The sequence below is a fragment of the Pseudomonas sp. SJZ077 genome (assembly GCF_007993905.1).
Taxonomy (GTDB): Bacteria; Pseudomonadota; Gammaproteobacteria; order Pseudomonadales; family Pseudomonadaceae; genus Aquipseudomonas; species Aquipseudomonas mandelii.
On record NZ_VIUJ01000001.1, the window covers coordinates 454063 to 477741 of the forward strand.

Annotated in this window: 18 protein-coding genes and 1 pseudogene; 8 read left to right on the forward strand and 11 right to left on the reverse strand. The window is 59.9% G+C overall.

Annotation, left to right across the window (positions count from 1 at the left end):
- Positions 1 to 4 precede the first annotated feature (4 nt).
- From FBY01_RS02320 to cobA, 6 genes and pseudogenes are all read left to right on the forward strand, one after another.
- Entirely contained in the window at positions 5 to 580 is a 576-nt protein-coding gene (locus tag FBY01_RS02320; protein WP_008146285.1) for an ANTAR domain-containing response regulator, read from the forward strand.
- 350 nt (positions 581 to 930) lie between these two features.
- Positions 931 to 2142 (forward strand): NarK/NasA family nitrate transporter, encoded by a 1212-nt coding sequence (locus FBY01_RS02330; RefSeq protein ID WP_077748200.1) that lies wholly within the window; start codon positions 931 to 933, stop codon positions 2140 to 2142.
- A gap of 7 nt (positions 2143 to 2149) precedes the next feature.
- Positions 2150 to 3820, forward strand: a complete 1671-nt coding sequence (locus FBY01_RS02335) for a bifunctional protein-serine/threonine kinase/phosphatase (RefSeq protein ID WP_145305906.1) — start codon at positions 2150 to 2152, stop codon at positions 3818 to 3820.
- A gap of 428 nt (positions 3821 to 4248) precedes the next feature.
- Positions 4249 to 5505: pseudogene (locus FBY01_RS02340) on the forward strand (NAD(P)/FAD-dependent oxidoreductase); the annotation flags it as partial.
- 2 nt (positions 5506 to 5507) lie between these two features.
- Positions 5508 to 8222 (forward strand): molybdopterin-dependent oxidoreductase, encoded by a 2715-nt coding sequence (locus FBY01_RS02345; protein ID WP_372241859.1) that lies wholly within the window; start codon positions 5508 to 5510, stop codon positions 8220 to 8222.
- Between the two features lie 10 nt (positions 8223 to 8232).
- Positions 8233 to 9018, forward strand: coding sequence for a uroporphyrinogen-III C-methyltransferase (gene cobA, locus FBY01_RS02350; RefSeq protein ID WP_145305902.1), 786 nt, complete (start codon positions 8233 to 8235; stop codon positions 9016 to 9018).
- A gap of 75 nt (positions 9019 to 9093) precedes the next feature.
- On the opposite strand, the gene FBY01_RS02355 is transcribed toward cobA, so the two are convergent.
- The 8 genes from FBY01_RS02355 to ppsA all read right to left on the reverse strand — a co-directional run bounded on the left by FBY01_RS02355 (position 9094) and on the right by ppsA (position 17151).
- Complete coding sequence (locus FBY01_RS02355) at positions 9094 to 10128, reverse strand: OmpA family protein (protein ID WP_145305900.1); 1035 nt, start codon at positions 10126 to 10128, stop codon at positions 9094 to 9096.
- 107 nt (positions 10129 to 10235) lie between these two features.
- Positions 10236 to 10826 carry an RNA polymerase sigma factor SigX gene (sigX, locus tag FBY01_RS02360; protein ID WP_010456518.1) on the reverse strand — a complete coding sequence of 197 codons (591 nt, stop codon included), beginning with the start codon at positions 10824 to 10826 and terminating at the stop codon, positions 10236 to 10238.
- Between the two features lie 87 nt (positions 10827 to 10913).
- Entirely contained in the window at positions 10914 to 11738 is an 825-nt protein-coding gene (locus FBY01_RS02365; protein WP_008027407.1) for a mechanosensitive ion channel domain-containing protein, read from the reverse strand.
- A gap of 2 nt (positions 11739 to 11740) precedes the next feature.
- Positions 11741 to 11989, reverse strand: coding sequence for a hypothetical protein (locus FBY01_RS02370; protein ID WP_007944521.1), 249 nt, complete (start codon positions 11987 to 11989; stop codon positions 11741 to 11743).
- A gap of 63 nt (positions 11990 to 12052) precedes the next feature.
- The gene (locus FBY01_RS02375; protein WP_083376059.1) at positions 12053 to 13048 is read right to left on the reverse strand and encodes a zinc transporter ZntB; all 996 of its coding nucleotides are present in this window, start codon (positions 13046 to 13048) and stop codon (positions 12053 to 12055) included.
- A 26-nt stretch (positions 13049 to 13074) separates the two neighbouring features.
- Entirely contained in the window at positions 13075 to 13566 is a 492-nt protein-coding gene (gene rraA, locus FBY01_RS02380; protein ID WP_010456528.1) for a ribonuclease E activity regulator RraA, read from the reverse strand.
- A gap of 121 nt (positions 13567 to 13687) precedes the next feature.
- Positions 13688 to 14677 carry an alpha/beta fold hydrolase gene (locus tag FBY01_RS02385; protein ID WP_145305898.1) on the reverse strand — a complete coding sequence of 330 codons (990 nt, stop codon included), beginning with the start codon at positions 14675 to 14677 and terminating at the stop codon, positions 13688 to 13690.
- Positions 14678 to 14775: 98 nt separating this feature from the next.
- On the reverse strand, positions 14776 to 17151 hold the full coding sequence (gene ppsA, locus FBY01_RS02390; RefSeq protein ID WP_145305896.1) for a phosphoenolpyruvate synthase: 2376 nt from the start codon (positions 17149 to 17151) through the stop codon (positions 14776 to 14778).
- Positions 17152 to 17325: 174 nt separating this feature from the next.
- Between ppsA and FBY01_RS02395 the strand changes: the two genes are divergently transcribed.
- Positions 17326 to 18144, forward strand: coding sequence for a pyruvate, water dikinase regulatory protein (locus tag FBY01_RS02395; RefSeq protein WP_077748193.1), 819 nt, complete (start codon positions 17326 to 17328; stop codon positions 18142 to 18144).
- A 123-nt stretch (positions 18145 to 18267) separates the two neighbouring features.
- Here the strand turns inward: FBY01_RS02395 and FBY01_RS02400 are convergent, their stop codons facing one another.
- Positions 18268 to 19677: a PLP-dependent aminotransferase family protein gene (locus tag FBY01_RS02400; RefSeq protein ID WP_145305894.1), complete on the reverse strand. Its 1410-nt coding sequence runs from the start codon at positions 19675 to 19677 to the stop codon at positions 18268 to 18270.
- Between the two features lie 91 nt (positions 19678 to 19768).
- Between FBY01_RS02400 and FBY01_RS02405 the strand changes: the two genes are divergently transcribed.
- Positions 19769 to 20701, forward strand: coding sequence for a DMT family transporter (locus FBY01_RS02405; RefSeq protein ID WP_145305892.1), 933 nt, complete (start codon positions 19769 to 19771; stop codon positions 20699 to 20701).
- 105 nt (positions 20702 to 20806) lie between these two features.
- On the opposite strand, the gene prpD is transcribed toward FBY01_RS02405, so the two are convergent.
- Together prpD and prpF are read right to left on the reverse strand one after the other, a co-directional pair.
- Positions 20807 to 22291 carry a 2-methylcitrate dehydratase gene (gene prpD / locus FBY01_RS02410; RefSeq protein ID WP_145305890.1) on the reverse strand — a complete coding sequence of 495 codons (1485 nt, stop codon included), beginning with the start codon at positions 22289 to 22291 and terminating at the stop codon, positions 20807 to 20809.
- 175 nt (positions 22292 to 22466) lie between these two features.
- The gene (gene prpF, locus FBY01_RS02415; protein WP_010456542.1) at positions 22467 to 23657 is read right to left on the reverse strand and encodes a 2-methylaconitate cis-trans isomerase PrpF; all 1191 of its coding nucleotides are present in this window, start codon (positions 23655 to 23657) and stop codon (positions 22467 to 22469) included.
- Between the last annotated feature and the right edge of the window lie 22 nt (positions 23658 to 23679).

The window sequence follows — 23679 nt, forward strand, 5'->3', positions numbered from 1 at the left end:
GAATATGTTGCGTATCCTGCTGATCAACGACACCGCGAAGAAAGTCGGTCGCCTGAAAGCAGCCCTGACCGAAGCCGGGTTCGAGGTGATCGACGAATCCGGCCTGACCATCGACCTGCCCGCGCGCGTCGAAACGGTGCGTCCGGATGTGATTTTGATCGATACCGAGTCACCCAGCCGCGATGTGATGGAGCAAGTGGTGCTCGTGAGCCGCGACCAACCGCGACCGATTGTGATGTTTACCGATGAACATGACCCCGATGTGATGCGTCAGGCAATCAAGTCCGGGGTCAGTGCCTACATCGTCGAAGGCATTCACGCACAACGCTTGCAGCCGATTCTCGACGTGGCCATGGCGCGCTTTGAAAGCGACCAGGCCCTGCGCGCCCAGCTCAACGCCCGCGACCAGCAACTGGCCGAGCGCAAGCGCATCGAGCTGGCCAAGGGGCTGTTGATGAAGATGAAGGACTGCAACGAGGAAGAGGCTTACACCCTCATGCGCCGCCAGGCCATGAGCCGGCAGCAGAAACTGATTCAGGTGGCGGAGCAGATTATTGCCATGAGTGAATTGCTCGGCTGAAGCCTTGCGAAGTCTGTGAAGACGCCTTCGCGGGCAAGCCTCGCTCCTACAGGTTGCCCACGACATCTGAACTCATCACAAAACCTGTAGGAGCGAGGCTTGCCCGTGAATGGCCGCAACGCGTCATCAAGGTGTTGGCACAGATCTGGCTAAGTAATCCATACAGGTAACCAACGGCGGTTGCCCCACCTACGACAAAGACGTCGCTCACCTCATTTGCCCACGGCGAATCGGGTGGCGGCGTTTTTTCGTTTTGGCCCCAGAGATCGGGGCCGGTGGTGCGGCCGAGGCGGCGCCCCACCTGCAAGCTTCTGACTCCTTCTCGAGACTCCCTACAGCTGAGGTGCGCGATGAATTCAAGCTTCTGGAAATCTGGCCATACCCCGACATTGTTCGCGGCGTTCCTCTATTTCGACCTGAGTTTCATGGTCTGGTACCTGCTCGGCCCACTGGCGGTGCAGATCGCCACCGACCTGCAACTGACCACCCAGCAACGCGGGCTGGTGGTGGCCACGCCGATTCTGGCCGGGGCCATACTGCGCTTTTTGATGGGCTTGCTGGCTGATCGCCTGTCGCCCAAGACCGCTGGCCTGATCGGCCAGGTGATCGTCATCTGCGCCCTGTTCGTCGCCTGGAAACACGGCATCCACAGTTACGAACAAGCGCTGCTATTGGGCTTGTTTCTCGGTGTGGCCGGCGCATCCTTCGCCGTCGCCTTGCCGCTGGCCTCGCAATGGTATCCGCCGCAACACCAAGGCAAGGCCATGGGCATCGCCGGGGCCGGCAACTCGGGCACCGTGCTTGCCGCATTGATCGCCCCGGTGCTGGCGGCCGCCTTCGGCTGGAGCAACGTGTTCGGCTTCGCCCTGATCCCGCTGATCCTGACCATCATCGTGTTCGCCTGGCTGGCCAAAAACGCCCCTGAACGGCCGAAAGCCAAGTCCATGTCCGACTACTTCAAGGCCTTGGGCGACCGCGACAGTTGGTGGTTCATGTTTTTCTACAGCGTGACCTTCGGTGGCTTCATCGGCCTGGCCAGCGCCCTGCCCGGCTATTTCAACGACCAATACGGCCTGAGCCCGGTCACTGCCGGCTACTACACCGCAGCCTGCGTGTTCGGTGGCAGCCTGATGCGCCCATTAGGCGGCGCGCTGGCCGACCGATTCGGCGGGATTCGCACGTTGCTGGGGATGTACACAGTCGCAGCGATCTGCATCGCGGCGGTGGGTTTCAACCTGCCGAGTTCCTATGCAGCGCTGGCACTTTTCGTCTGCACCATGCTCGGTTTGGGTGCGGGTAACGGCGCGGTCTTCCAATTGGTCCCGCAACGTTTTCGTCGGGAAATCGGTGTAATGACCGGCTTGATCGGCATGGCCGGCGGCATCGGCGGTTTCGCACTGGCAGCGGGCATGGGCGCGATCAAGCAAAGCACTGGCAGTTATCAAATGGCCCTGTGGTTGTTCGCCAGCCTTGGCGTGCTCGCCTGGTTCGGCCTGCACGGGGTGAAACGTCGCTGGAGAACCACCTGGGGTTCGGCCGCTGTGACCGCTGCCCGGGTCTGAGACCGCAATGAGCCTGCAATTGAGTTTTGCCGAAGCGAGCGCCATCGGCCCTCGCGAGGAAAACCAGGACGCCCTGCGCCTGGTCACTCCGGCCCCGGCGCTGGCGGCAAGCAAGGGTTACCTGTTCGCCATCGCCGACGGGGTCAGCCAGTGCGCCGACGGCGGTCTCGCCGCCCGTTCGACCTTGCAGGCCCTGGCGCTGGACTATTACGCCACCCCGGAAACCTGGGGTGTCGCGCAAGCGCTGGATCGCCTGCTGCTGGCGCAAAATCGCTGGTTGCAGGCCAATGGCGGTGGGCAACCATTGCTCACGACTGTCAGTGCTTTGGTCATGCGCGGCAGGCGTTTTACCTTGGCCCATGTCGGCGATTGCCGGGTGTATCGCTGGCACGCCGACACCTTGCAACGGGTCAGCGAAGATCACGTCTGGGACCAGCCGGGCATGCAGCATGTGCTCAAGCGAGCGCTGGGGCTCGATCAGCATCTGGTCCTGGATTTTCTTGACGGTGAACTTCGCCTCGATGAGAGCTTTGTGCTGCTCAGCGACGGCATCTGGGCGGTGCTGGGCGACACCGCCATTGCGGCGATTCTGCGCGACCAACCGGACCTGCACAGCGCGGCGCAAACCCTGGTCAGCGCAGCGCACCTGGCGGGCAGTCAGGACAATGCCAGCGCCCTGTTGGTGCGGGTCGATGCCCTCGGTGAGACGAGCATTGGCGATGCGCTGATTCATCTGCAGCAATGGCCACTGCCACCCGCACTGAAACCGGGCCAGATGTTCGAGGGCTGGCAGGTCGAAGGGATGCTCGGCCAGAGCCAGCAGTCGCTGCTTTATCGGGTTCGCGACAGCCAACAACACCCCTGGCTGCTGAAAACCTTGCCCGCCGCACTGCGCGACGATCACCTCGCCGGTCAGGCTTTGCTGTCGGAGGAATGGTTTCTCAAGCGCGTGGCCGGACGGCATTTCCCTGAAGTTCATGCCGCCAGTCAGCGTCAGCATTTGTATTACGTGATGCGCGAGTATTCCGGTTCCACTCTGGCGCAGTTGCACGAACGGGTTGCCGCGCTGCCGCTGGCGCAATGGCAGGATCTGGCCGAGCGTCTGCTCAAGGCCGTCGGCATGCTGCATCGCCGGCAGATTCTTCATCGCGACATCAAACCGGAGAACCTGTTGCTGGGCGACGACGGTGAATTGCGCTTGCTGGATTTCGGCCTCGCCTACTGCCCCGGCCTGTCAGAAGATCAACCCACGACCCTGCCCGGCACGCCGAGCTATATCGCGCCGGAAGCCTTTGCCGGTGAGGCACCGACACCGCAACAGGATCTGTACGCAGTCGGTGTCACCCTGTATTTCCTGCTGACCGGGCATTATCCCTACGGCGAAATCGAAGCCTTCCAGCGTCCACGCTTTGGCGTGCCCGTCAGCCCCAGCCGTTACCGCCCCGACCTGCCGGACTGGATCGCGCAAAGCCTGGAGCGCGCGGTCGCGGCGGATCCGGGTCAACGGTTTGAAACGGCGGAAGAATGGTTGCTGTTGCTGGAGCAGGGAGAGCGACGCAGTTTGAGTGTGCGGCCCAGACCGCTGCTGGAGCGCGAGCCGTTGAAGGTCTGGCGGACACTGGCGCTGGTGATGTTGGTGGTGAATCTGGTGCTGCTGGTTTTGCTGTTTCATGGCTGATTCCGCGTCGCGCCCATCGCGAGCAGGCTCGCTCCCACAGGGGATCTCCAGTGTCCGGGAGACCATTGTGGGAGCGAGCCTGCTCGCGATGGCGGACTGACAGCCCCGCCTGCCCCATCAGCAACTCGCTCCATTAATGGGCAACGCGCTTTGATTCGGTGCAATAAATCGGACGCTTTGACTCAAAACTGTTATTTCCCGCTCTAAACCCGGGTTCTGACGACTTGGCACAACCACTGCATTACCTCTCCCAACAGACATAAAGCCCAGCCTTCAACGATGAAGGGTGTGCTTCCCGAGAGAACGGGACCAGGACAAAGGCGTCCTCGCTAGGCAACTAGCGGGACGCCTTTTTTTGTTTGCGCAAAATATGTCGAGCAAGACCTGACAGCCCTGATGAGGCGGGTCCGAGCTCCCCGGAGAACCTGATGAAAAAACTAAAACTGGTGATGATCGGCAACGGCATGGCCGGGGTTCGTACCCTGGAAGAACTGCTCAAGTTGAGCAACGAGCTGTACGACATCACGGTCTTCGGCGCCGAACCCCATACCAACTACAACCGCATCCTGCTGTCCCCGGTACTGGCCGGTGAACAGACCTTCGACGAGATCGTACTGAACGATCTCGACTGGTACCTGGACAACAACATCAAGTTGCTGCTCAACCGCAAAGTAGTGGAGATCGACCGGATCAAACGCCGCGTGATCGCCGACGACGGCACCGAAGCGGAATACGATCGCCTGCTGATCGCGACCGGCTCTACCCCGTTCATCCTGCCGATCCCCGGCAACGCTTTGCAGGGTGTGATTGGCTATCGCGACATCGCCGACACCCAGGCCATGATCAACACCGCGAAAACCCACAAGCACGCCGTGGTGATCGGTGGCGGCCTGCTCGGCCTGGAAGCTGCAAACGGTCTGATGCTGCGCGGCATGCACGTCACCGTGGTGCACATCGGCGAGTGGCTGCTGGAGCGGCAGCTGGACAAAACCAGTGGCCAACTCCTGCAAACCGCCCTGGAAGCCCGCGGCCTGCATTTCCGTCTGAGCGAACAGACCCAGGCCCTGCACGATGCCGGCAACGGCCGGGTCGGCTCGGTTGAATTCAAGAATGGCGACATCATCCCCGCCGACCTGGTGGTCATGGCTGCCGGCATCCGCCCAAGCACCGAACTGGCGGAAAAATCCGGCATCCCCTGCCATCGCGGGATTCTGGTCAATGACACCCTGCAAACCTATGACCCACGGATCTACGCCATCGGCGAATGCGCCAGCCACCGCGGAACCGCCTACGGCCTGGTCGCGCCGCTGTTCGAGCAAGCCAAGGTCTGCGCCAACCACCTCGCGCAACTGGGCTTCGCCACCTACAAAGGCTCGGTAACCTCGACCAAATTGAAAGTCACAGGCATCGACCTGTTCTCCGCCGGCGACTTCATGGGCGGCGAAGGTACCGAAACCATCACCCTCTCCGACCCGATCAGTGGGGTCTACAAAAAACTGGTGATCAAGGATGACGTGCTGGTCGGCGCCTGTCTGTACGGCGACACGGCCGATGGCGGGTGGTATTTCCGACAGATTCGTGAAAATCACGACATCGACGAGATCCGCGATCACCTGATGTTCGGCGACGCTTCGTTCATGGAGCAGGCCATCGGCGACGCAGGACACTCAGGCAGGGAAGCAAGCTGATGAACCAGATTACCGCTTCCACCTGTTGCTACTGTGGGGTCGGCTGCGGCGTGCTGATCGAGCATGACGGCGAGCGCATTCTCGGCGTCAGCGGCGATCCGAGCCACCCGGCGAACTTCGGCAAGCTGTGCAGCAAGGGTTCGACCTTGCACCTGACGGGCGACTTGACCGCGCGAGCGTTGTACCCCGAACTGCGCCTGGGCAAAGGCCTGGCCCGCAGCCGCACCGACTGGGACACCGCCCTCGACCACGCGGCCAATGTCTTTGCCCGAACCATCGCCGAACACGGCCCGGACAGCGTGGCGTTCTACATTTCCGGGCAGTTGCTGACCGAGGACTATTACGCCTTCAACAAACTGGCGCGAGCGCTGGTGGGCACCAACAACATCGACAGCAATTCGCGGCTGTGCATGTCATCCGCAGTGGTCGGCTATAAGCGCAGCCTCGGGGCCGATGCGCCGCCATGCAGCTACGAAGACCTGGAACTGAGCGACTGCGTGATGATCGTCGGCAGCAACATGGCCTACGCCCACCCGGTACTGTTTCGTCGCCTGGAAGAAGCCCGGTCCCGCCGCCCGCAGATGAAAGTCATCGTCATTGACCCCCGTCGTACCGACACCTGCGATTTGGCCGACCTGCACCTGGCGATTCTTCCCGGGACCGATGTCGCCTTGTTCCATGGGATTTTGCACCTGCTGCTGTGCGAAGACTGGGTCGATCGCGATTTCATCCAGGCTCATACCGAAGGTTTGGCCGAACTGACCAATCTTGTACGCGATTACACGCCGTCAATGGTGTCGCAGCTGTGTGGGATCGAGGTCGAGCAATTACAGGAATGCGCCAGATGGGTCGGCACCTCCACGAGTTTTCTGTCGCTGTGGTGCATGGGATTGAACCAGTCCACCGCCGGTAGCGCCAAAAACAGCGCGCTGATCAATCTGCACCTGGCCACCGGGCAAATCGGCCGTCCCGGCGCAGGACCGTTCTCCCTGACCGGTCAGCCAAATGCCATGGGTGGACGGGAAACCGGCAGCCTGTCGAACCTGCTGCCGGGCCATCGCGAAGCGGCCAATGCCGAGCATCGCGCGGAAGTGGCGGCCTATTGGGGCGTTGATCAACTTCCGGAAAATGCCGGGCTTACCGCGATCGAGTTGTTTGAACAGGTTCGCAGCGGAAAAATCAAAGCCCTGTGGATCGCCTGCACCAACCCGGCCCAATCGTTGCCGGACCAGACCGCCGTGCGCGCTGCCCTGGAAGCCTGCCCGTTCGTGGTGTTGCAGGAAGCCTTTCGCACCACCGAAACCGCCGCGTTCGCCGACCTGCTGTTGCCTGCCGCCAGTTGGGGCGAAAAGGACGGTACGGTGACCAACTCCGAACGGCGCATTTCCCACGTTCGCCGGGCCATCGTCGCACCGGGTGAAGCGCGTTCCGACTGGGCGATCACGGTGGATTTCGCACAACGCCTGGAAAAACAGCTGCGCCCCGGGCAAAACAGCCTGTTTGCCTTTGAAACGCCGGCGCAGGTTTTCGACGAATACAAACACCTGACCCGCGGGCGTGATCTGGACCTGTCCGGCATCAGTCATGCGCTGATCGACCGCCTCGGCCCACAGCAATGGCCCTTCCCCACTGGCGCCAGCGAAGGCACTGCACGCCTGTATCTCGACGGTATTTTCCCGACCGCCAGCGGACGTGCTCAGTTTGTGGCCGATCCGTATCGCGCGGCCAGGGAACAACGCGACGCACACTTCCCGCTGACGCTGATCACCGGTCGCTTGCGCGATCAATGGCACGGCATGAGCCGCACCGGCACCGCCGCGCAGCTGTTCGGGCATGTCAGCGAGGCCGTGTTGAGCCTGCATCCGGATGAAATGCGTCGGCATCGTCTGCAACCCGGCGATCTGATCAGCCTGAAAAGTCGGCGCGGCGCGGTAATCGTGCCGGTCGCCAGCGACGACAGCGTGCAGCCTGGCCAGGCCTTTCTGCCCATGCATTTTGGTGACCGTTTCCTCAAGGGCGGCGTGAACTCCCTCACCCTGCCCGCTTTTGATCCGCTGTCAAAACAACCGGAACTCAAACACAGCGGCGTGCGACTTGAGCCGGTGCAGTTGCCGTGGCAGCTGTTCGCCCTGGTCGAAGGCAATGTTCAACAACATTTTGAGACGCTACGACCGCTCTGTGAGGCGTTTTCCTACGCCAGCCTCAGCCTGGTCGGCCGTGAACGCCCTGCGCTGCTGATACGCGCTGCCAGCGCCACCGCGCCTGATCCGCAACTGCTGCGTGACATCGATCAGTGCCTGGCGCTCAACGACGGTCCCGTACTGGCCTACGACGACCCACGACGCTCCATCGGCAAACGCGTGCGGATCGAGAACGGTCGGATTACCGCGATTCGCTTGGCCGGCGAAACACTCGCCCAACACTGGCTGCAAAACCTCTGGCTTGAGGGACGCGTCGACGAACAACTGCGGCGCTGGCTGCTGGCACCGCTGAGCGCGCAGCCGGGTAACGCGGGCACGGCGGCAGCGGGCACCAAAACCCTTTGCAACTGCAAGAACGTCAGTCAACGCGCGGTCTGCGCCGGCATCAGCCGTGGCCTGGACTTGCAGGGCCTGAAACAAGAATTGGGCTGCGGCACGCAATGCGGCTCCTGTGTACCTGAAATCAAGCGTCTGCTGGCTGCCACTGCGCAGCCGATCGCCGTTATCGCGTGAGGAAAATACGATGAGCGCAAAAGTCTGGCTGGTGGGTGCAGGTCCCGGCGACCCTGAATTGCTGACCCTCAAGGCTGTTCGGGCGTTGAGAGAAGCAGATGTGGTGCTGATCGACGATCTGGTCAATGACGCGGTGCTGGAGCATTGCCCCGGCGCGCGGATCATTTCTGTGGGCAAACGCGGCGGCTGTCGTTCCACGCCTCAAGCCTTCATTCATCGCCTGATGCTGCGTTATGCCCGCCACGGCAAATGCGTGGTACGGCTCAAGGGCGGCGATCCGTGCATCTTCGGTCGCGGCGGTGAAGAGGCACAGTGGTTGCGCGAGCACGGCGTTGAAGTCGAACTGGTCAACGGCATCACTGCCGGGCTGGCGGGTGCGACGCAATGCGATATTCCGCTGACCCTCAGAGGCGTTGCCCGCGGTGTGACGCTGGTCACCGCCCACACTCAGGACGGCAGCAGTTTGAACTGGCAGGCCCTGGCCCAGGGCGGCACGACGCTGGTGATTTATATGGGCGTGGCGAAGCTGAGCGAGATCCGCGAGCAGCTGCTGGCCGGGGGGATGGCGGCGGATATGCCGGTAGCGATGATTGAAAACGCGTCCCTGGCGCACCAACGGGAATGTCGGAGCAATTTGACGGCCATGGAACAGGATGCCTCAGCATTCGAATTGAAAAGCCCGGCGATCCTGGTCATTGGCGCGGTAGCAGCCCGCTCTGCGCTTTACTGTGGGAACGAGTCTGCTAGCGAAGCGGACTTGTCCGTCGACATCAATGCTGGATATCAACGCGCCTGACGGCTCGCCCCTCACCAAATCGCAGACAAAGAAAAGCCCGGCCTAAGCCGGGCTTTTCTCAGAGCTGCGGGCTAATTACTTAGCTTGAGCTTCAACCTGCGCTTCTACGCGACGGTTTACAGCGCGGCCAGCTTCAGTTTTGTTGTCAGCAACTGGGCGGGATTCGCCGTAGCCAACAGACTGAACGCGGGACGATTCAACACCGTACTGGTTGGTCAGAACTTGCTTAACGGCGTTTGCACGACGCTCGGACAGTTTCTGGTTGTAAGCGTCAGGACCGACGGAGTCAGTGTGACCTTCAACAGTGGTGCTGGTGGATGGGTACTGTTTCATGAAATCAGCGAGGTTTTTGATGTCGCCGTAGCTGTTAGGCTTGACTACCGACTTGTCGAAGTCGAATTTCACGTCCAGTTCAACACGAACAACTTCAGCAACTGCTGGGCAGCCATCAGCGTCAACAGTTACGTTGGCTGGGGTGTCCGGGCACTTGTCAACGTTGTCGCACACGCCATCGTTGTCGCTGTCGGAGCAGACTTCAGCTGGTGCTGGAACTGGAGCAGCAGCAGGCTTGGAGCCGCCACCGAAGTTCACACCGATACCGACGCTTGGAGCCCACTCGGTGTCGCCTTGGTCGATGTTGTACTGAGCTTCAACGCCAGCACGGGCATAGAAGTTGTCAGTGAAGTACAGCTTGGCACCGCCGCCAACGTTGGCGAAGGTGGAACGGTTGCGGCCGTTGCTGCCATTCTGGTCGATGCTCTGGTCCGAGAAACCGGCAGAGACGTAAGGACGCAGCATGTCACCTGGGTTGTTGAAGTGGTACAGAGCGTCCAGAGCGGTGTTAGCGCCCTTGATGTTCTTGCCGTCGTCGGAACGAACGTTGTGCACTTCGTCGTAGCCCAGACGCAGTTCAACGTCGTCGGTCAAGAAGTAACCGATCGAGCCGCCGAACAGGTTGCCGTTGTTCTTGAAGTTACGAGCGCTGTCGAATTGTTCTTTCTTAGCGAAGCCTTCGATTTCAACTGCGCCTTGGCCTTGTGCCAGAGCGCCGAACGAAGTGGCGGCAATCAAAGAACCAATGGCCAAGCCCAAGGTGTTTTTCAGTTTCATCCGTTAAATCCCCATCTGGTGATTGTGAAGCAGTCCCGCAAACCGGGGGACAACTCGGCGGCAAGTCTATCAGAACTTGCCTACACGTAAGAGATATTTGCGCCGAACTAAGTTTCAGCAATACCTGCAAATTTCTCACGCAATTTGTCTAGAGCGCGTTTGTACCGCATTTTTGTTGCACTCAAACCCATGTGCATGATGTCTGCGATCTCCTGAAACTCCAGCTCTGCGACAAAACGTAGCACCAGAATTTCACGGTCAATCGGGTTCACATACACCAGCCAGCGATCAAGTCCACCCTTATCCTCGGGTTTCGGCGTCTTTTCTTCAGACGCTTCCTCGAGGGGGTCCAGACTCAAAGCGTCCATCAAGCGACGCTTTCGCCGTTCCTTCCGATACTGTGTGATGCATTCGTTGTACGTGATGCTGTAGAGCCACGTTTTGAACTTCGATTTTCCCTCGAAGTTCTTCAGGCCATACAACACCTTCAACATCACTTCCTGACAGACATCGTCCGCGTCGCGATCGTTCCCCAGATATCGTGCACAGACGTTAAATAATGTTCGTTGGTAACGCCGCATCAGTTCTTCATAGGCGCGTGTTACGTGAAACAGCTCGGTATGCGAGCGCGCGACCAACTCCTCATCAGAGAGCTCGCGGGGGTCGTAGCGCGTGGAGAGCGATTGAGCTTTATTCAAAACAAGTCGGGCCGACAGTCAGGTCAATGTCCGCCGCAGCCCTTACAGGGCACTTTGCGGCGGCATACATTAGCAGGGTTTGCCGGGTTAGCGGCTACTCACATGCTGCTCCAGGAGGATCCGATTGGAGAGAGAGACCAGCTCACCCTCATCGGTCAGCAATGTGGTTTTAACCGTGCCGATCTCTTCGATCTGACCTTCGACCTCGCCAACACGCACTTGTTGCCCAACCTGATACAACTCACGCACATAGATTCCCGCAAGAATCTGACCGGCAATTTCCCGGCTTCCCAACCCCATGGCCAGCGCAACCGCCAGACCAACGGTAATCAAAACGATCACAATCACGTGGTTGAGCAGGTCAGTCTTGACCTCCAACTGGCTGATCGCGACCGAAATACTGATGATAATTACCAGCCCCTGGGCAATTCGCCCCAGGCCCGCAGCGTAATCCAGCCCTACGCCCTCTGCGGCACCACGCACCAGCCCATTGGCCAGTTGCGCCAGCAACACACCCACCAGCAGCACCAGCGCGGCGCCAAATACTTTCGGCAAATACAGCGCAAGCATGTCAAGCGTAGCCGAAACTCGCTCAAGTCCAAGGGACTCTGCGGCAGAAACCAGAAAAATCAGCAGAACGAACCAATAGACAATCTTTCCGATCAGGGTCGAGATCGGCACTTGCAAGCCGGCCCGGGACAGCAATTTAGTCAGACCGGTGCCGCCCATCAGGCGATCAAGGCCCAGCTTGGCGAGCAACTTTGACAGCAAAGTATCCAAAAGTTTCGCAACGACGAAACCCAACAGCAGCACAACCAGCGCGCCGAACAGGTTCGGGATGAAATTGGCCACCTTGGTCCATAACGCAGTCATTGCAGTGACGAGGCTCTGTGTCCAGAGATCAAGTTCCATATTCAATCAGCCTTATCAGCGGTGCGAACGGTAGGTTTACGGTGGCGGGATACCGGCGAGACGTGGGCCGAGCCGTTATTGAGGGCAATCATCAGCGCGGGCAACCAGCGGCCCAGCAGGCTGAACAGATCGCCAGCGCCGACCTGGCGGTTGGCGGTTTTCAGGACACGCCCAAGGCACGCATCGTCGTCACGGGTGGACGGCGAGGCGTTCAGCATGTCGCGCAAAGACTGTTCAAACGGATCGTGCATACGCACCTCTCGTGATGTCTGTGAAAGACGCGGTCAAATTTGCCCGGGTCACATGGCTCATCGTCACACCCAGCGCAAACGTCTAAATAACCACCACTGTCCGAGCGCTACCGAAACCATCATCAGGCACGCGATCAGGAACCCATAAGGGCTGGCGGAGAATGGAATTCCACCGACGTTGATGCCCAGAAGACCGGTCAGAAAACTCATCGGCAAAAAGATCCCGGTGATGATCCCGAAGCGGTACATCGTGCGATTCATGCGCACGCTCAAACGTCGGTCTTCAGCCTCGAGGACCAGCCCCACCCGCTCCCGGGTCAATTCCAACTCCTCAAGATATCGGGTCAGGCTGTTGTTCAATTCGTTCCAGTAATCGCCATCGTCTTCGACGAACCAGGGCAGTTTTATCCGCGTCAGCTGTCCGAAAATTTCCCGCTGCGGAGCAAGGAAACGTTTCAGTGCAGCAGCCCGTCGACGGATCTGCAAAATGGCGCCGTGCTCGGGTGTATACCGTTCGTCGGCATCCAGTTTTTCTTCTTCCTCATCGACCACTTCCGAGAGGCAACTGACCAGATCCTGCACCTTATGGGTGAGGTACTGAGCCATATAAAGGATGAGTTCGGAGGCGGTTTTCGGACCTTTGCCTTCGGCCAGCGTCACCAGCAACTCATCAGTGGCGCGCAATGGACGCAGGCGAAGGGAAATCACACGCTGGGCTGAGGCGAAGATACGCACCGAGACCATGTCTTCCGGTTCTGCGCCCGGGTTCAGATTGACCCCGCGCAGAAACAGCAGGAGTTCGGAGTCCGGCAGCGGCAGAAGGCGCGGACGGGTGTTCTCTTCGAGCAGCAGGTCACAGCTGAATTCACTCAGACCGCTGGATTTGCGCAGCCAGGTCTGGGTTTGCGGGTGACTGCGATCCCAGTGCAGCCACAGGCTTTCATGGGCCTGTAGCTGCAAATCATCGAGTTCAGTCCGGGCTATCGAACGCGCACCGCCTTTACCATCCAGCACCAGGGCATGCACCAGCCCCCACTGCGCGTTTTCTTCCTCGAACATCCGCACCCCTTTGTTGGTCTTGCGCTTTATTCAGGCATCTTCAGCGGGCTTGGCGAGATGATCACGCCGTTGTTGTCCGCGTAGATGTAATGGCCTGGATGGAAGGTCACGCCCGCAAAGGTCACCGCCACATTGAGATCGCCGATACCACGCTTGTCGGTCTTCATGGGATGGCTCGCCAGTGCCTGAACCCCCAGGTCGGTTTGCGCAATGACGTCGACGTCACGGATGCAACCATAGATCACCAGCCCTTCCCAGCCGTTGTTCGCGGCTTTCTCGGCAATCATGTCGCCCAGCAGGGCACGACGCAGGGAACCGCCACCGTCGACCACCAGCACCTTGCCATTGCCCTTGAGCTCGGCTTGTTCCTTGACCAGCGAGTTGTCTTCGAAGCACTTGATGGTCACGATTTCGCCGCCGAAAGAATCACGGCCGCCGAAATTGCTGAACATCGGTTCCAGCACCTGCACCAGCTCCGGGTAGGCGTCGCACAGGTCAGGCGTGAGGTAATGGTTCATCGAGAAACTCCTGTAGAGAGGAAGACAATCGAGTGTGTCGCAAAGTGACCGGAACAGCTCAATGCGTCATATCTTAGCCTCAAGCCGAACAGAGCGAAATGCCCTTGTTAGAGCATCAGGCTCAGATTGCCGTGGCCAAATCCGGCTTTTCTCCCAGTAAAGGCGCTTGCTGATCGGCCAGCCAGCGCGCCACCAACGGCCAGACTTCGGTTTGGGCGGCTTTGCTGACGAGCATTTCCACGTGACCGAAATTATCGCCAAAGCCCTGCTCGCGGCCGAGGTTGATGAATTGCTTGTGTTCGGAACCCATTTGATCGAACAACTTGCGGCACGCCCATGCCGGATCCTGGTGATCGCCAGCGGCACTCACGGCCAGCACCGGTATTTGAACGTCGGCCAATCCCGCCCACCAGTCCTTCTGCGCATCGCCGAAGCGCCCGAACAGGCCATACCAGCGCATGCTTTCCAGGGCCAGGCCAATCGGCTCGTCCTCCGGGCCACGCTTGAGCCGCGAACCGGACAGTTGGGCGAAACGCTTGAGAATGAAGCGCCCGCTCCACTCCACCGGTGGAATTTTCAACGGCCAGTAGGTGCGACTGACCTGCGTGCCGAAGAACGCCGCCGACGCCACGACAGGTTCGCCAATGTATTCCCCACCCAGTGCCGCCGCCAATGTGATGCCGCCCAGCGAGTGACCGATCCAGTGCGGGACCTGACCGCTCTGCTCGCGCACGAACGCGCCAATGGCCGGCAGATCGTAACGGGCGTAGTCGGCAACACGGTTCTTGCGGTAGTTCTGATTACGCTGGGACAGGCCGTGACCGCGCATTTCGGGAATCCAGACATCGAATCCCAGGCGCGTCAGGTAGGCGCCCAGCCCAAGTCCTTTCGGCGAGAACCAGAACCGGCGATTGGAAAAGCTGCCGTGCAACAAAATCACCGGCACGCCACGCACGGACGATTCATCAGCCATGCCAAGACGCGTCACAGCCAGTTCGACGGTGCCGTCAGGGCTGTTGCCAGGTTTCAAACGATAGACATCTTCGCTCAGATCGCCGCGACGCTCGGCGCTGATCAGGGCGACAGGAAATAGGTTGCTGCTGCTTTGCATAATGCTCTTGCACAAAAAAGGGCGGCTTCCAGAGGAGCCCGCCCTACTTGAATCTTAAAGCCCCAGCCACTAAAGCGGCCGGGGCTTCACTCACACCATCAAGCCGAAGCCTGACCTTCAGCCAGGAAGAACCAGGTTTCCAGTACGGAATCGGGGTTCAGCGAAACGCTTTCGATGCCCTGCTCCATCAGCCACTTGGCCAGATCAGGGTGGTCCGAAGGGCCCTGACCGCAAATGCCGATGTACTTGCCAGCTTTGTTGCAGGCCTGAATCGCGTTGGCCAGCAGCTTCTTGACCGCCGGATTACGCTCGTCGAACAGGTGCGCGATGATCCCGGAGTCACGGTCCAGGCCCAGGGTCAGCTGGGTCAGGTCGTTGGAGCCGATGGAGAAGCCATCGAAGAACTCGAGGAACTCTTCAGCGAGGATGGCGTTGGACGGCAGCTCGCACATCATGATGATGCGCAGACCATTTTCGCCACGCTTCAGACCGTTCTCCGCCAACAGATCGATAACCTGGCTGGCTTCGCCGAGGGTACGGACGAAGGGCACCATGATTTCGACGTTGGTCAGGCCCATCTCGTTGCGCACGCGCTTGAGGGCACGGCATTCGAGTTCGAAGCAGTCGCGGAACGATTCGCTTATGTAACGCGAGGCGCCACGGAAACCCAGCATCGGGTTTTCTTCTTCCGGCTCGTAGAGCTTGCCGCCGATCAGGTTGGCGTATTCGTTGGACTTGAAGTCCGACAGACGCACGATGACCTTTTTCGGCGTGAACGCAGCGGCCAGGGTGCTGATGCCTTCAACCAGCTTCTCGACATAGAAACCGACCGGATCGTCGTAGCCGGCAATGCGCTTGTCGACGCTGTCCTTGATCTCCTGCGGCAGCCCGGCGTAGTTCAGCAGCGCCTTGGGGTGCACGCCGATCATGCGGTTGATGATGAATTCCAGACGGGCCAGACCCACACCGGCGTTCGGCAGTTGCGCGAAGTCGAATGCACGGTCCGGGTTACCGACGTTCATCATGATCTTGAACGGCAGATCAGGCATGGCATCGACGGAGTTTTTCTTGATGTCGAAGCCCAGTTCGCCTTCGAAGATGTAACCGGTGTCGCCTTCAGCGCAGGAAACAGTCACGCCCTGGCCGTCTTGCAACAGCTGGGTGGCGTTGCCGCAACCGACCACGGCCGGGATGCCCAGCTCGCGAGCGATGATCGCCGCGTGGCAAGTACGGCCGCCACGATTGGTGACGATGGCGCTGGCGCGCTTCATGACCGGTTCCCAGTCCGGGTCGGTCATGTCGGACACCAGAACGTCGCCTGGCTGGACCTTGTCCATCTCGGACACGTCCTTGATGATGCGGACCTTGCCGGCGCCGATGCGCTGGCCGATGGCGCGACCTTCAACCAGCACGGTGCCGGTTTCTTTCAACAGGTAACGCTCCATGACGTTGGCCTGGGTGCGGCTCTTCACGGTTTCAGGACGGGCCTGAACGATGTAGAGCTTGCCGTCGTCGCCGTCTTTGGCCCATTCGATGTCCATCGGGCACTTGTAGTGCTTCTCGATGATCATGGCTTGCTTGGCCAGTTCGCTGACTTCAGCGTCGGTCAGGCAGAAACGGGCGCGATCGGCCTTGTCCACGTCGATGGTCTTGACCGACTTGCCGGCCGTGGCGACTTCGCCGTAGATCATCTTGATGGCCTTGCTGCCCAGATTGCGACGCAGGATGGCCGGACGACCGGCGGCCAGCGTGCCTTTGTGGACATAGAACTCATCCGGGTTCACCGCGCCTTGTACGACGGTTTCACCCAGGCCGTAGGCGCCGGTGATGAACACCACGTCACGGAAGCCCGATTCGGTATCGAGGGTGAACATCACGCCGGCGGTGCCGGTTTCGGAGCGGACCATGCGCTGCACGCCAGCCGACAGGGCAACCAGCTTGTGGTCGAAGCCCTGGTGGACGCGGTAGGAAATCGCGCGGTCGTTGAACAGGGAGGCGAACACCTCTTTGGCGGCGCGAATAACGTTTTCGACACCACGGATGTTCAGGAAGGTTTCCTGCTGACCGGCGAAGGAAGCGTCCGGCAGGTCTTCGGCGGTAGCGGAAGAACGCACGGCCACAGCCATGTCAGGGTTGCCGGCCGACAGCGTGGCGAACGCAGTGCGGATCTCGGCGTTGAGTTTCTCGGGGAATTCGGCTTCCATGATCCATTGACGGATCTGGGCGCCAGTCTTGGCCAGGGCGTTGACATCGTCGACGTCCAGGGCGTCGAGGGCGGCGTGGATCTGATCGTTCAGGCCGCTCAGTTCCAGAAAATCACGATAAGCCTGAGCTGTCGTGGCGAAGCCACCGGGCACCGATACACCGGCACCTGCGAGGTTACTGATCATCTCGCCCAGGGATGCGTTCTTGCCCCCTACGTGCTCTACATCATGGACGCCGAGCTTATCGAGGGAAACTACGTACTCTACCAAGGTGATCTCTCCACTAACTGTGTTGGAAAAGCTCAGAAGCCGGGCGCTCGGGGGAGCGTTTGCCAGCTGTATGGCCTGGACCTGGAAAATAAGTGAGAATGCGGGCCACTGGCGGCCGGCAAATCGCGCCTATCATATCCAAGATTCGTCACTAGCTTAAGGCCCAAGGTGCAAATGAAACGATCTGCTTTCTTTATTTCCGACGGCACCGGCATCACAGCCGAAACCCTCGGCCAAAGCCTCCTGGCGCAGTTCGAAAACATTACCTTCAGCAAATTCACGCGTCCGTACATCGACAACGTGGATAAAGCGCGGGCCATGGTACAACAAATCAACAAAGCCGCCGAAACCGACGGTTTTCGGCCGATTATCTTTGACACCATCGTCAATCAGGACATCCGTGAGATCCTCGCCACGTCCAATGGTTTCATGATCGACATTTTCTCGACCTTCCTGGCGCCGCTTGAACAGGAACTGACCGAGCATTCTTCCTACACCGTCGGCAAATCCCACTCCATCGGCACCAACTCCAATTACATGGAGCGGATCGAGGCGGTGAACTTCGCCCTCGACAATGACGACGGCGCGCGCACGCATTATTACGACAAGGCCGACCTCATCCTAGTGGGCGTGTCGCGTTGTGGTAAGACACCGACGTGCCTGTACATGGCGATGCAATTCGGCATCCGCGCGGCCAACTACCCGCTGACCGAAGACGACATGGAACGCCTGCAACTGCCCACCGCCCTGCGCGCCCACCAGCACAAGCTGTTCGGCCTGACCATCGACCCGGATCGTCTCACCGCGATCCGCAACGAGCGCAAGCCCAACAGCCGTTATTCGAGCTACGCACAGTGCGAGTTTGAAGTGCGCGAGGTGGAGAACCTGTTCCGCCGGGAGAACATTCCGAACATCAACTCCACGCATTTTTCGGTGGAAGAGATTTCGGCGAAAATCCTGGTGGAGAAAGGGGTGGAGCGGCGGTTCAAATAGTTCTGCGGCGCCCGTTATAGCGCTTTCGCGAGCAGGCTCGCTCCCACAGTTGATCTCCAGTTGACACAAAGTTTGTGTACGACAGAGATCCACTGTGGGAGCGAGCCTGCTCGCGAAGGACGATTACACGGTCTCCGCCAATGCCCTAGCCAATGCTTCAAACCCCTGCAGCAACAATCGATCATCCCCCGCCGAATGACACACACTCGCCCGAATGAATTGCGGCACTGCGGCATGCCCGACCGCAAACGCTTCCGCGGTGGCCACCAGGTAATTGTTCTGCTTGAGCTCCGCCGCAATCTGCGATGCTCGCCACGGCTCGGGCACTTCGATCCAGAAGTGTGGGCTGTGGGGATGAGTCTTGTACCCGACCTCTTCTAACATGGGGCTGACCAAACGCTTGCGGCGACTGATTTCAGCAATCTGCTGCCCCAGCAACTGCTCGGCGATACCGTTTTCGATCCACGCCGTCGCCAGCTCCATCGACAGCGGACTCGCCATCCAGCACGTCCCGCGCACCGCCGCGCTCAAACGTCCGATCAACGGTTGCGGCGCATGCAGATAACCCGCCCGTAAACCCGCCGAAACCGCTTTGCTCAGACTGCCGATCAACACCGAACGCTCCGGGGCAAAGTGGCTTAAGGGCAACGGACGCTGCTGCGCGAGCACGGCGTGGGCTTCGTCCTCGATGATCAGCAGATTATGTTGGCAACAGACCTCGGCAATCGCCTCACGTCGTGGGACGGACATCACCGCCGCCGTAGGATTCTGGAGAGTCGGCGTGCAGTACACCGCCGATACCCGATGATGCTGGCAAACCTCCGACAAAGACTCGGGCAACAATCCTTCGTCATCCATCCCGACACCGATCAGCTTGATGCCGAGCATGCGGGCGACACTGATCAGCCCGGGGTAAGTCAACTGCTCGGTGACCAGAGTGTCGCCGGTCTTGAGCAGCGCCATCAGCACACAGAGCAAGCCGTGCTGGCCGCCATTGACGCAAATAACCTGCTCGGCGCTCGGTACGAAGGCCTGATGCCGCAGCCAATGGGCACCTGCCGCACGATGGCGCGGTAACCCGGCATCGGCCGTATAACCGCTAAGCAGTTGCAAGGTGTATGGATCGCTGGCCAAGGCCTGCAGGCTTTGACTCAGAAAAGCGCCTTCCTGCCCCGGAATCGGCTGATTCCGACTCATATCGAAGTAAGGCTGTGGGTCGTCGCTGACATTGCGAAAGCCGCCATCCCGCACCCGCTCCATCCCGCGCTGACGCACATAGGTGCCATCTCCTACACGAGCCACGACCAACCCTACCCGTTCCAGTTCGCCATAGGCACGGCTGATGGTGCCGATGGTCACTCCCAGGCTGTCTGCTAACAGACGATGGGGTGGCAGCTTGCTGCCGGGTTCGATCAAACCTTCGCCGATACTCTTTTCCAGGGCTTCGGCGAGGCGCTTGTACTTCACGCCGCGCCCCTGAGCCAGGCCTTCGCGCAAGATTGACACCGTGGCAATACTTACTTTGACAGTCATTTCCATCCCGAATAGCGTGCTGAAAACAGGTTCAATCAGGGATAGACCTATTTGGTAACGGGGTCAATTTCGACGACGAAGGAGCACGATCATGTCCACGGCCCTCAGCGCCTTTTCCAGTATCCGAAAACCGTGGCTAGCCGGAGGGGTCACCAGCGTGCTGTTCCTGATCGTTTGCCTGAGTTGGGGCACGACGTGGCTGGGCATCAAGATTGCCGTCGAAAGTGTGCCCCCGCTGACCGCCGCCGGGCTGCGTTTTCTGATTGCCTTTCCGCTGTTTTTGAGCTTCGCCCTGCTGCGTCGCGAGCCGCTGCTGTTTCCCCGGCAAAGCCGCTGGTTTTTCGTGTTCGTCACCCTGTCGTATTTCAGCCTGCCGTATTACTTGCTCAACTACGGCGAGATGCACGTGTCGTCCGGCCTGACCGCGCTGCTGTTCAGCTGCATGCCGGTGTTCATCCTGCTGTTTTCCGCCGTGTTTCTGCGGCAGAAAATCTACCCTTCGCAAGTGATTGGCATCGCCATCGGTTTTGGCAGTCTGTTCATGATTATCCGCAGCCAGGGGCTGCACCTGGACCATGCCGAATTGTTCGGGGTACTGGCGATTCTGGCGGCGGCGGTCATGCATGCGCTGTGTTACGTCATCACCAAGAAGCAAGGCAGTGCGATCAGTGTGATTACTTACAACACGCTGCCCATCGGCCTGGCCGGTTTGATGCTGTTTGTGGCGGGACTGAGCGTTGAGGCTCCGGTGTTCGAAGACATCACTGCGCGCTCGTGGGGCGCCTTGCTGTATCTGGGACTTGTGGCCTCGGTGGGCGGGTTTATCGTTTACTTTTTGCTGCTCAAACGCTTGAGCCCGATCATTCTGTCGTTCGTGTTTATTATTTTTCCGGTGTTCGCGGTGGTGATTGGCGCGTGGTATGAAGGGCACAGTCTGACCCGGGAGTTGATGGGGTATTCGGCGGTGCTGCTGACCGGGTTTGCCATCACCAAATTACCCGTCGAAAAATGGCTCAAGGGTTGACGCCGGCCGCCCCTGCAGGAGCCAGGCTGCCGGCGAAGGCGTCTGCAAATACGCCGTCGCCGGCAAGTCGGATCGCCGCCCCCCTGTCTTTTGCAGGAATTCGTGTCAGATCACGAACTGGTCGACGAAGCGATTGACCGGGGTTGCCTCCAGCACAGCCTGATCCTTGCACAACGCAAAAATCTCCGCACTGCGCTGGGCGGTGAAGCGCGTCGCCAGGTTGGCCTTGAACTTGTCCTCCAGCAACGGAATGCCATCGGTGCGGCGACGGCGATGCCCGATCGGATATTCCACCACGACCTTCTCGGTGCTGGAGCCGTCCTTGAAAAACACCTGGATCGCGTTGGCGATGGAACGCTTGTCCGCCTCCAGGTACTCGCGGGTGTACTGCGGGTCTTCGACGATGACCATTTTCTCGCGCAATACATCAATGATCGGGTGCGCCGCGTGGAAGCTGTCTTCGTACTGCTCGGCGACCAGATTGCCGAATGCCAGCGGCACCGCCGTCATGTACTGAATGCAGTGGTCGCGGTCGGCAGCGTTGGCCAGCGGGCCCACCTTGGAAATGATCCGGATCGCCGACTCGTGGGTGGTGATGACGATTTTGTCGATCTCATGCAGACGATTTCTAACCTGTGGATGAAGCGTCACTGCCGCTTCGCAGGCGGTTTGTGCGTGGAATTCAGCGGGGAAACTGATTTTGAACAGCACGTTTTCCATCACGTAGGTGCCGTATGGGCGGGAGAAGCTGAAGGCGCGTTTGTCTTCGGGCTTGAGCGCCAGATCGTTGTTGGTGTGGCTGAACAATACATCGTAAAAGCCCCACTGCTTCGCCGTCAGCACGCCGGGAATGCCCATCTCGCCACGCATCGCCATGTCCGCCAGGCGCACACCGCGACTGGACGCATCGCCCGCCGCCCAGGACTTGCGCGACCCGGCGTTCGGCGCATGCCGATACGTGCGCAACGCCTGGCCGTCGGCGAAGGCGTGGGACAACGCTGACAGCAACTGCTCGCGATTGGCGCCCATGAGTTTGGCGGTGACGGCGGTCGAGGCGACTTTCACCAGGATGACGTGATCGAGTCCTACCCGATTGAAGGAGTTTTCCAGTGCGATCACGCCTTGAATCTCGTGGGCCATGATCATGGCTTCGAGCACTGCGCGAACGGTCAGCGGCGCATCGCCATTGGCCAGGCGCTTTTGCGACAGGTGATCGGCCACTGCAAGAATACCGCCGAGGTTATCGGACGGATGGCCCCATTCAGCGGCGAGCCAGGTGTCGTTGTAGTCGAGCCAGCGCACGATGCAGCCGATGTCCCAGGCCGCCTTGACGGGATCGAGCCGGAATGGGGTGCCTGGCACGCGTGCACCGAACGGGACGATGGTGCCTTCCACGATAGGGCCCAGGTGTTTGGTGCATTCGGGGAAGCGCAGGGCCAGCAGGCCGCAGCCGAGGGTGTCGATCAGGCAGTTGCGGGCAGTGTCGAGCGCTTCGGCGGACTCGATCTTGAAGTTGAGGACGTAATCGGCAATGTCCTGCAGGACGGTGTCGTAGTCGGGGCGGTTGTTCAGGTCGACGTTGGCGCTCATGTTCGATTCACTCTTGAAGTGGTTCGTTGATGGGACCTCGGTTCAGGGATCAATCTCGATGGGTTACAACATTCTTATTGTTGAAATCGGACCTGTAGGAGCCAGGCTTGCCGGCGAAGGCGATCTTGAGGGCGCCTTCGCCGGCAAGCCTGGCTCCTACAGGCGTTAGGTGTTGTTAGAAGGAATCACCCGGCACGCGGACGTAACCTTCCATCAACACCCGCGCACTGCGGCTCATGATGGCCTTGTTCACTTTCCATTCACCGTTCACCAGGCTAGCTTCAGCGCCCACACGCAAGGTGCCGGACGGATGCCCGAAGCGCACGGCATTGCGTTCGATTCCACCCGCCGCGAGGTTGACCAAGGTGCCGGTAATCGCCGCCGCCGTGCCGATGGCAACGGCCGCCGTGCCCATCATCGCGTGGTGCAATTTACCCATCGACAACGCACGTACCAGCAGGTCGACATCCCCTGCCGCAATGGCTTTGCCGCTGGACGACACGTAGTCCGCCGGCTTTGCCACAAAGGCCACCTTAGGTGTGTGCTGACGCTTGGCCGCTTCGTCCAGGTCCTTGATCAAGCCCATGCGCAACGCGCCATAAGCACGGATCGTCTCGAACATCAGCAGCGCTTTCGGATCGCCATTGATCGCCCCCTGCAACTCGGTGCCGGTGTAGCCAATGTCTTCGGCATTGACGAAAATCGTCGGGATGCCGGCATTGATCATGGTTGCCTTGAAGGTCCCGACGCCGGGCACTTCCAGGTCATCCACCAGATTGCCGGTGGGGAACATTGAACCGCCGCCACCCTCTTCTTCCGCGGCAGGGTCCATGAATTCGACCTGCACTTCAGCGGCGGGAAAGGTCACGCCGTCGAGTTCGAAATCGCCGGTTTCCTGCACTTCACCGTTAGTGATCGGCACGTGGGCGATGATGGTCTTGCCGATGTTGGCCTGCCATACACGCACCACGGCGATGCCGTTCTGCGGAATGCGGCTGGCGTCCACCAAACCATTGCTGATGGCGAACGAACCGACCGCTGCCGACAGGTTGCCGCAATTACCGCTCCAGTCGACGAAAGGCTTGTCGATCGAGACCTGACCGAACAGGTAATCGACGTCGTGATCAGCCTTGGTGCTTTTCGACAGGATCACGGTTTTGCTGGTGCTGGACGTCGCGCCGCCCATACCGTCGATTTGCTTGTCGTAGGGGTCGGGGCTGCCGATCACGCGCAGCAACAAGGCATCGCGCGCCGGGCCGGGAATCTGTGCCGCTTCGGGCAGGTCTTTGAGGCTGAAAAACACGCCTTTGCTGGTGCCGCCGCGCATGTAGGTGGCGGGGATTTTGATCTGAGGTGCGTGAGCCATGATGGTCCTTTTAGGATCGAGC

What these genes read in the sequence shown, in the direction of transcription:
- FBY01_RS02365 (WP_008027407.1), bottom strand. Translation starts at nt 11,738, where the DNA reads ATGGAACTTGATCTCTGGACACAGAGCCTCGTCACTGCAATGACTGCG.
- FBY01_RS02355 (WP_145305900.1), bottom strand. Translation starts at nt 10,128, where the DNA reads ATGAAACTGAAAAACACCTTGGGCTTGGCCATTGGTTCTTTGATTGCC.
- FBY01_RS02320 (WP_008146285.1), top strand. Translation starts at nt 5, where the DNA reads ATGTTGCGTATCCTGCTGATCAACGACACCGCGAAGAAAGTCGGTCGC.
- prpD (WP_145305890.1), bottom strand. Translation starts at nt 22,291, where the DNA reads ATGAGCGCCAACGTCGACCTGAACAACCGCCCCGACTACGACACCGTC.
- FBY01_RS02400 (WP_145305894.1), bottom strand. Translation starts at nt 19,677, where the DNA reads ATGACTGTCAAAGTAAGTATTGCCACGGTGTCAATCTTGCGCGAAGGC.
- FBY01_RS02370 (WP_007944521.1), bottom strand. Translation starts at nt 11,989, where the DNA reads ATGCACGATCCGTTTGAACAGTCTTTGCGCGACATGCTGAACGCCTCG.
- FBY01_RS02330 (WP_077748200.1), top strand. Translation starts at nt 931, where the DNA reads ATGAATTCAAGCTTCTGGAAATCTGGCCATACCCCGACATTGTTCGCG.
- FBY01_RS02385 (WP_145305898.1), bottom strand. Translation starts at nt 14,677, where the DNA reads ATGCAAAGCAGCAGCAACCTATTTCCTGTCGCCCTGATCAGCGCCGAG.
- FBY01_RS02335 (WP_145305906.1), top strand. Translation starts at nt 2,150, where the DNA reads ATGAGCCTGCAATTGAGTTTTGCCGAAGCGAGCGCCATCGGCCCTCGC.
- FBY01_RS02405 (WP_145305892.1), top strand. Translation starts at nt 19,769, where the DNA reads ATGTCCACGGCCCTCAGCGCCTTTTCCAGTATCCGAAAACCGTGGCTA.
- FBY01_RS02375 (WP_083376059.1), bottom strand. Translation starts at nt 13,048, where the DNA reads ATGTTCGAGGAAGAAAACGCGCAGTGGGGGCTGGTGCATGCCCTGGTG.
- FBY01_RS02395 (WP_077748193.1), top strand. Translation starts at nt 17,326, where the DNA reads ATGAAACGATCTGCTTTCTTTATTTCCGACGGCACCGGCATCACAGCC.
- FBY01_RS02345 (WP_372241859.1), top strand. Translation starts at nt 5,508, where the DNA reads ATGAACCAGATTACCGCTTCCACCTGTTGCTACTGTGGGGTCGGCTGC.
- prpF (WP_010456542.1), bottom strand. Translation starts at nt 23,657, where the DNA reads ATGGCTCACGCACCTCAGATCAAAATCCCCGCCACCTACATGCGCGGC.
- rraA (WP_010456528.1), bottom strand. Translation starts at nt 13,566, where the DNA reads ATGAACCATTACCTCACGCCTGACCTGTGCGACGCCTACCCGGAGCTG.
- cobA (WP_145305902.1), top strand. Translation starts at nt 8,233, where the DNA reads ATGAGCGCAAAAGTCTGGCTGGTGGGTGCAGGTCCCGGCGACCCTGAA.